The organism is 'Chrysanthemum coronarium' phytoplasma, from assembly GCF_000744065.1.
In the GTDB taxonomy this organism is placed as follows: Bacteria; Bacillota_I; Bacilli_A; order Acholeplasmatales; family Acholeplasmataceae; genus Phytoplasma; species Phytoplasma asteris.
Map to the genome: position 1 here is coordinate 1 of NZ_BBIY01000010.1, position 11751 is coordinate 11751.

8 protein-coding genes and 5 pseudogenes are annotated in these 11751 nt (G+C 27.6%); 9 read left to right on the forward strand and 4 right to left on the reverse strand.

The features are described 5' to 3' along the window. Both OYV_RS00700 and OYV_RS00705 read right to left on the reverse strand, forming a co-directional pair. Positions 1–495, reverse strand: a pseudogene (locus OYV_RS00700) (toprim domain-containing protein); the annotation flags it as partial. An 11-nt stretch (positions 496–506) separates the two neighbouring features. Beyond that, a pseudogene (locus tag OYV_RS00705) lies at positions 507–1412 on the reverse strand (replicative DNA helicase); the annotation flags it as partial. On the opposite strand from OYV_RS00705, the pseudogene OYV_RS00710 reads away from it, so the two are divergent. From OYV_RS00710 to OYV_RS00730, 5 genes and pseudogenes are all read left to right on the forward strand, one after another. After that, positions 1403–1732: pseudogene (locus tag OYV_RS00710) on the forward strand (hypothetical protein); the annotation flags it as partial. The pseudogenes OYV_RS00705 and OYV_RS00710 sit on opposite strands and share 10 nt — an antisense overlap. Positions 1733–1751: 19 nt before the next feature. After that, positions 1752–3247: pseudogene (locus OYV_RS00715) on the forward strand (replicative DNA helicase). A 24-nt stretch (positions 3248–3271) separates the two neighbouring features. Beyond that, a complete protein-coding gene (locus tag OYV_RS00720) occupies positions 3272–4597 on the forward strand; it encodes a toprim domain-containing protein (protein WP_011160918.1) in 1326 nt (441 codons plus the stop codon). 170 nt (positions 4598–4767) lie between these two features. Further along, positions 4768–5396: pseudogene (locus OYV_RS00725) on the forward strand (phase variable surface lipoprotein). A gap of 395 nt (positions 5397–5791) precedes the next feature. Next, a complete protein-coding gene (locus OYV_RS00730; protein WP_011160916.1) occupies positions 5792–6721 on the forward strand; it encodes an IS3 family transposase in 930 nt (309 codons plus the stop codon). A 327-nt stretch (positions 6722–7048) separates the two neighbouring features. Here OYV_RS00730 and OYV_RS00735 read toward each other — a convergent pair whose 3' ends face one another. Together OYV_RS00735 and OYV_RS00740 are read right to left on the reverse strand one after the other, a co-directional pair. Then, entirely contained in the window at positions 7049–7306 is a 258-nt protein-coding gene (locus tag OYV_RS00735; protein ID WP_041624819.1) for a hypothetical protein, read from the reverse strand. Further along, positions 7303–7632 (reverse strand): hypothetical protein, encoded by a 330-nt coding sequence (locus OYV_RS00740; RefSeq protein WP_042067699.1) that lies wholly within the window; start codon positions 7630–7632, stop codon positions 7303–7305. Before OYV_RS00740 ends, OYV_RS00735 begins: the two co-directional genes overlap by 4 nt. 463 nt (positions 7633–8095) lie before the next feature. Here OYV_RS00740 and OYV_RS00745 point away from each other — a divergent pair, with 463 nt between their 5' ends. From OYV_RS00745 to OYV_RS00765, 4 genes are all read left to right on the forward strand, one after another. Then, the gene (locus OYV_RS00745) at positions 8096–8278 is read left to right on the forward strand and encodes a hypothetical protein (RefSeq protein ID WP_042067701.1); all 183 of its coding nucleotides are present in this window, start codon (positions 8096–8098) and stop codon (positions 8276–8278) included. A gap of 417 nt (positions 8279–8695) precedes the next feature. Then, on the forward strand, positions 8696–10231 hold the full coding sequence (lysS, locus tag OYV_RS00755; protein WP_042067705.1) for a lysine--tRNA ligase: 1536 nt from the start codon (positions 8696–8698) through the stop codon (positions 10229–10231). 435 nt (positions 10232–10666) lie between these two features. Continuing rightward, positions 10667–10978, forward strand: a complete 312-nt coding sequence (locus OYV_RS00760; RefSeq protein WP_042067707.1) for a hypothetical protein — start codon at positions 10667–10669, stop codon at positions 10976–10978. Positions 10979–11135: 157 nt separating this feature from the next. Then, on the forward strand, positions 11136–11751 hold a 616-nt coding region (locus OYV_RS00765; RefSeq protein ID WP_042067709.1), incomplete at its 3' end, for a PHP domain-containing protein.

The window sequence follows — 11751 nt, forward strand, 5'->3', positions numbered from 1 at the left end:
GTTATTTCGGTTAGAAATTAATAAATAATGATAATAATCTCTAATTTGGTTGAATAAGGGCGAAATATCTTTAAATAATTGTTTCTTTTTGATATTAATTTCCTGTTCGTCCACTGGTTGTTTTGGTTTCATTGGGTGATATGGTTGTGGAAAAGGGTTAGTAATTATTTTAGTTATTTCTTTTTCTTGTTGGCTTAAGGTTTTAAATTCGAAAGAATTCATAAATCCTTCTATTCTTTGAATCGCTTCATAAAAGGATTTAATCTGACGGATAGTCATATAAACATCAATAATATCGTAATCGCGAACACATTTCCAACAATGAATTTTATTAGTAGAAGTGAAATGACAACAAGTGGGATTGTTTCCTTGATGAAGGGGACAAGGGAAACGATATTTGGGATTGAAGTTTGATGGTATTATATTTAATTTTTTTAATAAAACTGACATGGGGAAATGAGTTTGGATGTGTTTGATTTTATCTTGATAATTCATTGATAAACTCCTTAATAACTTTCTAATGGATAAGGTAAAACATAACCGATTTCTTGGAAAGTTTGGGTGCTCATTTCAAAGTGATAAACTAAGTTTTTTTTCGTACCACTACGATTTTTTTTAATCGATAATTCAATAATTTTTTCAGATTTGTTGTTTTTTGATGCTAAATATAATTGATTACAATTTTGATTATAGATATTTAATGGTTTTTCTTGATCTTTGGATAGTTTGGGTTGGAATTCCGACATCATTAAAACAATATCGGAGTTAGTTTCGATGCCGCCTGAACCTTTTAAAGCGGTGATTTCAGGGGATTTTCCTTGGTAATGGCTATATGTATCTCTTGAAAATTGAGATAAAATGATAATAACGATATTTAATTCCATGGCTAATTGTTTAAGTTTCGTCATTATTTCATCAATCGCTAAACGGTCATTTTCTAAATGATTACTGGCTTTGGTAATTTGGAGATGGTCAATAACGATGATTTCTATTTGTTTTTCTAAATGAAGGCGATAAACTAAATCAATGATATAATCTATTTTTTTAGTTTGATCATAACTAAAGGATAAGTTAAGCTGGGAAAAGAATTTTTGAGCGTCATTCATCCTTTCCATGTAGGTATGTTGAGTGATGTTTGAGTCTTCCCAATTTTTAGCTAAAATAACATCTAAGGGAATTTGAGTTTGGTGGGCTAATAAACGACTTAAATTTTCTTCTAAGGTCATTTCATAAGAAAAAACTAAGAGATGAGGGTGATGATGAGTTTCTTGATACTTAGTTTTGGTGATATCTAAAAGAAGATTGTAGACAAAAGTAGTTTTTCCTAAACCAGTATAGCCTCCAATGGTGATGATTTGACCTTTTTTAAAGCCTTTCGTGGCTTGATTTAAGCCTTTGAAAGTTTCTGATAGGCATTAAATTTGATTTAGTTTTATTTACTAAAAATAAAAGAATAATCGCTTTTAATTTTAAAACTTGTCTCCGAGACCGCTATAAACAAACCATGGAAGAAGGACAACAATTAAAAAAATTAGATACTCGTTTTGAGTTTTATTTATTAACCAACAACGAAACCGAAACCCAAAGACTAAACAAGAAAATCAATCAAGGAAAAGTCCCAGGCATTAATCAAGTCATTAACTTATTTTCCAATTCAGCCAACAATTTCTTACAAAACTTAATTACCACCAAATTCATCCCCTTTTCTAATATCAATATCATTAAAAAATAAAAAAAGGAGTTAATATTAAATGTTAACCAACGAACAAAAAGCGTTAAAAAAACTAATAAATTATATCGAACAAGGCCAATGGGAAAAATTAAACCTTTACTACCAAATAATTAACCCCAAAAATCTACTTAACCCCAAAAATAAAAAAATATTTACAACTTTAAAATATTTATTTTTAGAAAAACAAACAACTCATCCTTGGGATAAAATAAAATCTCAAACTGAGATAATCAAAGAGTTATTAACATATTTACAAACTAATTTCCAACAAGATAACTTTACCAAAGAATCATTATCTTTTTTAAATAATGATTTTAGTAAGGAAAATAACCTTGATTTCTTAGATAACTTAAAACACACCTATACCCAAGAAAAACTGTTCCAACAACTCTTAAAAATTATTAGTCCTTCTTTTGAAACCCAAGATCCTTACACTAAAAACTTATATTACCACAAAATCTTTGATAAATTAAGAAATTTTATCTCTTTAATCCCCCAAAAAAATGATAAAACTCTCTTTAATTTAAACCAAATGGTCTTTTTACATCCTGAATTTTTTGACACCGATAATCAAGCAAAACAAAAAATCCAAGAAGAATATTACCACTTATCAGAAATTTTTAAGGGACTCAACCAATCCACTAAAGGATTAAAAAAAGGCCAAATCATCACTATTGGGGGGTATACTGGTTTGGGAAAAACAACTTTTGTCTACAACCTTCTTTTAGATATCGCCAAAACTAAACACCAAGAAAGCTCTCATTATCCTCATATTTTGGTATTTTCTTATGAAATGACAATGGAGGAAAATTTAAGTCGTTTATTAGCCCACCAAACTCAAATTCCCTTAGATATTATTTTAGATAAAAATTTTGAAGATGACAATATCACACCTCTCAAATACACGGAAAGGATGAAAATAGCAAAACAATTTTTTGCCAACATAAATTTATCATTTAGTTATGATAAAAGCAAAATATTGATTATATCATTGATTTAGTTTATCGCCTCTATTTAGAAAAACAAGTAGAAATCATCGTTATCGACCATCTCCAAATTACTAAAGCTAGTAATCGTTTAGAAAATGACCGTCTAGCCATTGACGAAATTATGACTAAACTCAAACAATTAGCCATGGAATTAAACATTGTTATTATTATTCTCTCTCAATTTTCAAGAGATACATACAGTAATTACCAAGGAAAATCCCCTGAAATAACCGCTTTAAAAGGAAGTGGTGGAATTGAAACTAACTCCGATATCGTCTTAATGATGTCTGAATTTCAACCTAAATTATCCAAAGACAAAGAAAAACCTTTAAATATTTATAATTCAACCTTAAATCAACTCTATTTAGAATCTGATGACAATGAAAATCAAAAAATAATCGAAGTATGTATCAAAAAAAATAGAAGTGGCACCAAAAAAACCTTAATTTATCACTTCGAAATGACCACCCAAACATTTCAAGAAATCGGTTATGTTTTACCTTATCAAATAGAAACTTATTATTAATCAAAAAAATAGGAGTTAAAATAAATGAATTATCAAGACAAAATTAACCACATTAAAACTAATTTTCCCATGATTGTTTTATTAAAAAAATTAAATATAATACCACCAAACTTCAACACCAAATATCGTTTCCCTTGTCCCATCCATCAAGGAAACAACCCAACTTGTTGCCATTTAACTTCAGATAATAAAATTCACTGTTGGAAATGTTGTAAAGATTACGATATTATTGATGTTTATATGGAAATAAGAGGAATTAAAACCTTCAATAACGCCCTCGAAAAAATTAATAACTTTATGAAAACTCAAGAATTTAAAAACTTAATCCAACAACAAACTGCAACCCCTAATATTTCTTACAAACCTTTTAAATATCAATTCCAACCCAATAAAATCAACAACCCAATTGATGAAAAAGAAATTAACACCACAAAAACACAATTATTTAAAGAAATATCACCTTTATTTAACCAAATTAGAGATTATTATCATTATTTATTAACTACTAACCGAAATAACGAATCTCACCTAGGATTAGAATATTTAACTCAAAAAAGAAAATTAACTCTAGAAACCATTAAAGAATTTAAACTAGGTTATGCCCCATTATCTGATAAACCTTTATCCTTTCGTCTAGTAAATTATTGTAAAAAACAAAATATCGATACAACCAAATTAGTTGAATATGGTTTTGTTAAAGAAAAAACCAATCAACAAAATAAAAAATATTATCACGATACTTTCCATGGTTCCATCATTATCCCCATTGAAAATGGATATAATAAAACATTTCACTTTTATCAAAATCATTTTCGTGATACTACCTATTTCCAACCTAAATATCAATCCCTCAATAATTTTAGTCAAACACCTACTTTTCATTTCAGTTATCGTTTTTTCGAAGCTTTACCGTATATAAAAAAAACTAAAACAATCATCATTCATGAAGGTTTTTTTGATGTCATTAGTTGTTTGCAACACGGCATAAAAAATGTCGTGGGTTTAATTTGTGTCGCCCAATTACTTTCCCAAACCCAAATGGATATTCTCAAAAAAGAAAAGATTAAAGTCATTATCGCCCTCGATAATGACGAAACTGGAAGAAAAAGAAACGCAGCCTTAGGAGAACAACTAAAAGAACAACAAATCCCTTATGAAATTAGACGCATTTTGTCCCCTTATGACAAAACTTGTAAAGATGTTGATGATTTATTACGACAATACGGGAAAGAAGCTTATCAAAAATGTTTTTTAGATCCATACATCTCATATGAAGAAGCAGAAAAGAAACAAATAGTGGATTTAGCCATTCATTTCTTTGGTGAAGATAAAGTTGAAGTCATGACATAATGATTTATTATAAAATACCAATTAAACAACAACAAACGTATTATTTTTTCCTATATGACCTTTTTAAAAATAAAATTAATAATATGAATCACGCACATTCAATTATTAGGCCAAAAATTGATAAATATTTTAACAAAATGACAAAAATAAATTTAAAGGAGAAAATAAAAATGAAAAACGACCTTAATAAAGGAATTAGAATCGGCGGATGGAATACCAAAACCACCCCTACTGATTTAGACCAAATTAAACTCTTTTTACAAACTTTAAAACAAGATTTAATCAACCTGACCATTATAACCCATTCTAAAAAGAAAAATACTTATCAAGAAGCCAATTATCGCCCTAAAAACCAAACTCTCTTCGTCGATCCTCAAATCTTGGATGAAATTAAACAAACAAAAATAACCTTAATTAATGATAATTTCTCTTCTAGTAATAGTAAACTATTACTTTCAGATTTACCCCCCCTTAAAAACCAAAATACCCCCCCCTTAAAACCTATCATGATATCTTTCAAATCAATTATAAAAATGAATCTAAAAATATCAGCAAAGAATTAATTGGCAAAATCAATCTTCATAAACTAGAAAACTTACAATTATATCAAATAGACCCCAATAAACTAGATAAATACAATAAACCGATTAAAACAAACTATAAGAAAGGTTTAAATATCATCTATTATCGACAAGAAGATTTAAAATATATTCAATTCTTCTTAACTAAAACCAAACAAGGTTATCGGGTGAAAAAGATACACCCTATGTATAAATATATTTCAAAACAAAAAGACTAACAGTTTTATAACACTTTACTAACAACTTTATAACAGTTTGACTTTGAAAATAATCTATATAAAGATTAACTCATTTAAGGAGTGATATTTTATATTTTATATCGATGATGATAATGATACTCGATATTTGATATTATCGTTGTATCTTTTATCTATCATTATTATTAATCGATATTAAAAAATCTTTCTTTTAATTAATTTTATTTTTTTAATTTATTTTAATTAAAAATCAATTTTAATTTTTAAATTAACTGCCTGACCAGTTATAGGTATGTGTTATAAATAATATATTAGGTAAAAATAACATTAATAATTATTTAATGGCGTTAACAAACATTTTAAGAGTTATAATTGTTGATATAATGGAAAAAAATATAAGATAAATTGGTGTTAAGATGCAAAAATTAAAACAAAAAATCAACTTATTACAACAAATAATTAAAAAAATAGAAAAGATAGATAAAAAAATTATCTTTAATTTAGTGGAAAAATTTCAAAATGTTTTAAATTTAACCACCATTTTAAAAATGATTCAAACTAAAAGGAGTACTTATTATTATTGGTTAAAAGTTAACCATAAAATTAAAATAAAACAAGAACAATATCTTTTAAAACAAAAACGTATTGAATCTTTATGTAAAATGCATGAATATTTATTTGGCCATCGTAAAATCACTCATTTATATCAAAAAATCTTTAATGAACCCATCACTAAGAAAAAAGTTTATTTCATCATGAAAGAAAAAGGGATTTGTTGTCGTTTAAGAAGCAAAAAAAATAAATATCATTATCAACAATTAAAATCTCAATTAAAAATAGTTCCTAATTTAATTAATCAAGATTTTAAAACTTATAAACCGATGCAAAAACTATTTACCGACATCACTTATTTTAAAACTCCACAAGGTTTTTTATATTTTTCATGTATTATCGACTCTTTTAACAATCAAATAGTCGCTTCTCATGTTTCTAATCATCAAAATAAAAATTTAGTTTTAAATACTATCAAAAAAATGCCAAAACTAAAAAAACCTTGTATTATCCACTCTGATCAAGGTTCAGTTTATCAATCTTTAAAAATCCAACATACTTTAACCAAAAAAGGTTTTCTTATTAGTATGTCAAGAAAAGCCGCCCCTCGTGATAACGCCGTCATTGAGAACTTTTTCGGCCAAATGAAAAGTATTTTATTTTATCGCGATCCTTTTTTATTTCAAAATCCAATGACAAAAATGAAAACCATCATTAACCAATTTCCTGCTTTTTGGAATAAAAAATGGATTTTAGCTAAATTAAACTATCTTTCACCTATCCAATATGCGTAAAGTTTAAGATAAAACAATTAAAAAAATAGCTTTCAAAATAGACCTTTTAAAAAGGTATCTTTTTGCGCCTTTTTTTCAATAAAATGTTTTTATTAATAATAAACATCATTTTCTTTTCATTTTGTTGACGACTTTTTAACTTTTTTTACCTAACTATATAGTGAAGGGGTAAAATATTAGTATAAATATCTTTTGAAACTAGCAAATTATATAAAAAACATTAGACACTTTTTTTCGTCTAATGAAAATACTTTGTTATTTTGAAAAGATATGAAATTATCACTTAATTTTAAGTTTTAAAGAATAATTTTAGAGACAAAAGTTGTATTAAAAAACGGAACAGCGCAGTTCTTCGATTGCTTCATCTAATTCTTCAATTTGATATACTGTTAATTTGACTCTCATCGTAGCAACACCATTTGCATCAAAAACAACTTTAGGTCTTTGAGAATCATCATATAAAACATAAGTTTTTTGATCATTGTCCCAAACATCAATTTGCGAACCGAAATGATTTTGAGCAACAAATCCTTTAGATTCAAATGTAGTTTCTAATCTTAACAACAAATCTTGTGTTATTTTCATATTTTTTTATTTAAAGTCACATCATAGACAATTTCAGTTTTTTCTTGATATGTTTCTGGTGAAAGTTTTACCAAATCTTCAAGCCCTAAAGTTTTACTTGTTTTGCTTAAAGAGTCGTTTTTTTTCACTTCAAAAGAAAAGTTTTTATTAGAAATTGCAATACTATCTGTTTTTTGTTTGGTAAAACGTTTATAAATGGCAAAAACTCCAATGGCAGTTGCAAGCAAACCCAACATTAATATAATTATTTTTTTGTAATTCTTTTGGATGTGCTCCATTATGCTGGTATTATTATTTTTATTGTTTTTAGTTTTCATGTTTTTCATATTTTGTTCTTTTCCTTTGTTTTTTTACTATAATAAAACTTACTATGCTAAAACTTTTACAAATAAAACAGTTTTACGACATGCCAAGGTCAAAAGAAACAAAAGAAACAAAAGAAACATAAAGCAAAAACACAAGGAAAATTAAGGACTTGATTGCTTTGTGACTTATGGCAAAATAATTAAAATGCGATTTACAACAATTTGCACTAATCCTATTTTGACAAAATATCCAAATTAAGGAATAACATAAACTAAATTTGGAATCCCATTATAAATATTTTCATAATCTTAATAAACTTATATATCACTTTACAAATTTATCATATAACTATTTAAATTTATTCATTTTGTTCCATTTTTGCATAAAAAAGTTCAAAAAAATCAATTTTTTCACAAAAAGCACTTTTTGCTGTTGTTTTTTTAGTAAAATATTTTATCTTAAAAAAACAAATGGAGGTTTAAAATGTATAACGAAGGAATGTTTGATGCTTCATCAGGAATGATGACAGAATTAATTGTATTTTTAGTAGCTTTAGCAGTTTTCTTTATTGTCCTTTTTTACAAATGGGGATATAGTTGCGGAATGAATAGCAAAAGCATTGTATTGCCTTTAATAGTTACTTTTTTATTAGGCGGTATTCTTTGATTTCTTATCGGTTATTTGGTTGGAACTAATAAAAAAACACCACCAAAAACACGATATAAATAATTTTTAATATTTACTTATTTTGTTAAAAACATCCTTTTAAAAATTATCTTTTTTGCAAATCATCTCTTTTAAAACTATTTTGATTTCAAATTTTAATTCATCAATCAAAAACAAAAAGCAATTTTAATTTTGTAAAATTCAATTACCAACCCAAAGGCATTCTTTATGAGTGTCTTTTTTATTTTATCCAAACTAATTAACTTTTTTTGCTTTTTCAAACCAACAAATAAAAAAAATTGCATTTCCCCACAAAAAAATACCCAACCCCTCCAAAAACATCACCAAAACCCAAGTTTTTTTGGTATAATAAAGGTTAAATGTTTAAAAAAATTAAATGATGCAAGGAGCATATAAATGGCAACAAAATTAAGCGAACAAGAAATTATTAGACATCAAAAAATGAATGAATTAAAAAAAATAAACATTGATCCTTTTGGAAAAAAATTTGTCCCTTCTCATTCCATCGAACAAATCCTTTTGCAATACCAAAAAGCAGATAGTCTAGCTCTCGAACAATCACAAATCAATGTTTGTGTAGCTGGCAGAATCGTTTTAAAAAGAGGACAAGGCAAAGCAGGTTTTTTGCATTTACAAGATTTTAATTTCCGAATGCAAGCATATATAAAACTGGATTTAGTGGGCAAAGATGCTTTTCAGATTTATCAAAATTGTGATTTAGGAGATATCATAGGCATCAAAGGTTTTTTATTTAAAACCAAAACGCAAGAATTAACCATTAAAGCCTTGGAATTTATTCATCTTACCAAAGCCCTAAAACCTTTACCTGACAAATTTCATGGCTTGCAAAACCGCGAAGAGATGAGAAAAAATCGCTATGTTGATCTAATCGTAAACGAAAAAACAAGACAAGTATTTTTAACTCGCAGTTTGATTATGAAATACATTAGAAATTTTTTTGATAATCAGGGCTTTTTAGAAGTAGAAACTCCTATTTTACAACCAACTTTGGGAGGCGCTTCTGCCAAACCTTTTATCACTCATCACAACACTCTTAATTGTGATTTTTACTTGAGAATTGCTACCGAATTACCCCTTAAAAAATTAATTGTTGGTGGAATGAATAAAGTCTATGAAATCGGACGTCTTTTCAGAAATGAAGGAATTGATGCCACACATAATCCCGAATTTAGCACTATTGAGGCTTACTTGGCTTATGCTGATATGCAAGATATTATGGACTTAACAAAGCAATGCTTGCAAGAATTGGCCCAAAAATTGTTTGGCAAGTTGCAATTTACTTACCAAAACCAAGAAATTGATTTTTCCCATTTTGAAAAAGTAAGTATGGTTGCATCAATCAAGGAAAAAACAGGAATTGATTTTACAGATAATTTTACCTTGGAACAATGCCTTTCTTTGGCAAAAAAACACCAAATTGAAGTTATGCCCCATTTTAGTCAAGGACATATCATTGAGGCTTTTTTTGGAAAATACGTAGAAAACACTCTCATTCAGCCTACTTTTGTCTACGGACATCCACTGGAAATAAGTCCTTTGGCAAAACAAAACGAAGCTGATCCTCGCTTTACTGACCGTTTTGAACTTTTTATTGTAGGTAAGGAATTTGCTAATGCTTTTAGCGAACTTAACAACCCTATCGAACAAGAAAAACGTTTTTTAAATCAATTACAACAAAAACAATTAGGCAACGACGAAGCCAATGACATGGACTATGATTTCCTAAACGCCCTTAATTATGGTATGCCTCCAACTGGTGGTCTTGGAATGGGACTTGATCGTTTGGTTATGCTTTTAACCGATACTGCAAATATTCGTGATGTTATTTTATTTCCACATTGTAAAAATCAAAATAAATTTAGTCAAAACAAAACAGCAAATAAAGTCCTAACGAATAACGATAACGAATAAAGCAAGCAAAAACCAACAAGCCAAAAATAAATTATTACCAAAAGCAAAAATCTCCAAATCACCAAAGCCCAAAAATCGGAAAATAAAAAAGGGTAAAAAATATTTTATATAAAATGGGTTAATGATAATTAAATATTTTGTGTTGCAAAAACAACCGAAGGGAGCAAAAAAATTAAAAAAAAGACAATTATAATTATTTTAGGAGAAATTTTTACATTTTTTTCCTTAATTTTAATTTGTGGAGTTTATTTTTTAACTAACTTTACTTTTGCCAAAATACCAAATTCAAATCATAATGCAAAATTCCCAAAACCCAAAGTTCACGATATTTATCTAGATTCAGCCGAACAAGTTCAAAATTATATCAAAGAAAAATTCCCCGATTCTTTTCCTGTTTGCATTAAATACCCTTCTTTTTGTTATTAGTTGTGTTCTTTGCAAAATTCAAAAAAGCCTTTTTGCCTCAAAAATGCCCCAAAGAAATTAATATATGTCTATCAAAAAGACATTGATTTATCCAAATACGGCTATGGCAATAATACTCATAGCATCGAAGATTTAAAAAATTCTCGATTAGGTATTAAAAATTTATACCTTTTTTGGTTAAAAGATGGTTCGCAAGCAGAACCAAAACAAAGAGATGCAATAATAAATTCGTCGTCATCAAAAACTAGACAGAAAAACTGGGATGGTTCGCCAAATTTGCAAAATTGGCAAAGCCAAAATTGGGAAGACGAATTAGAATAAAATTGGGGAAAAGAGTTCCAAACAGATTGGGAAGATGAATAAAGTTTTTGCAAATCACAAAAAATAAATAAAATTAGAAAATCCAAACAAACATCCAAACAAACAAACATCCAAAACAACAATACTTTTATTTTTCAGCCAGAAAGGAAGTGCAATTATGAGAGGCGTTTTTTATTTGCAAAGTTTTTATAGCTTATTACAAAGTCTTAATTCTTTAGAAACTTTGGTACAAAAAGCCAAAGAAAATGATTATGATTTTGTTGCTTTGAGTGATGATAATTTATATGGCATGCCAACTTTTTTAAAATTATGCCATAACTATCAAATCAAACCTATTTTAGGACTAAAAATAAATTTTTTGCACAAAAATCAACTAGCAACACTTTTAATTTATGCCAAAAACGACCAAGGAATCAAAAATTTAATTCAAATTTCAACTATTATTAAAAATGAAGAAACACCCCAAATTACCTTAAATCAAATTGCTCATTTAGGTAAAGATTTGTTTGCTTTGATTCCTGGAGAAAATCCTTTTTTTGATGATATGTTTTTTCGCGGTCAAAAAGATAAATTTTTTCAAATAGCTACTCAATTACAAAAAATATTTGACGAACTTGTATTAGGTATTTCTTATCAAAACTCCTTTTTGGAATTACTTTCTGAAAACATCATTGATTTTGCCAACCACTTCCAAATTCCTTATGTACCAATTAACAAAACTTGCTATGATACTTTTCAAGCCCAACCAACCTATCAAATACTTGCACAAATGG

Excerpts from the sequence above, each read along its gene's own strand:
- OYV_RS00720 (WP_011160918.1), top strand. The coding sequence starts at position 3,272 with ATGAATTATCAAGACAAAATTAACCACATTAAAACTAATTTTCCCATG.
- OYV_RS00730 (WP_011160916.1), top strand. The coding sequence starts at position 5,792 with ATGCAAAAATTAAAACAAAAAATCAACTTATTACAACAAATAATTAAA.
- OYV_RS00735 (WP_041624819.1), bottom strand. The coding sequence starts at position 7,306 with ATGAAAATAACACAAGATTTGTTGTTAAGATTAGAAACTACATTTGAA.
- OYV_RS00740 (WP_042067699.1), bottom strand. The coding sequence starts at position 7,632 with ATGAAAAACATGAAAACTAAAAACAATAAAAATAATAATACCAGCATA.
- OYV_RS00745 (WP_042067701.1), top strand. The coding sequence starts at position 8,096 with ATGTATAACGAAGGAATGTTTGATGCTTCATCAGGAATGATGACAGAA.
- lysS (WP_042067705.1), top strand. The coding sequence starts at position 8,696 with ATGGCAACAAAATTAAGCGAACAAGAAATTATTAGACATCAAAAAATG.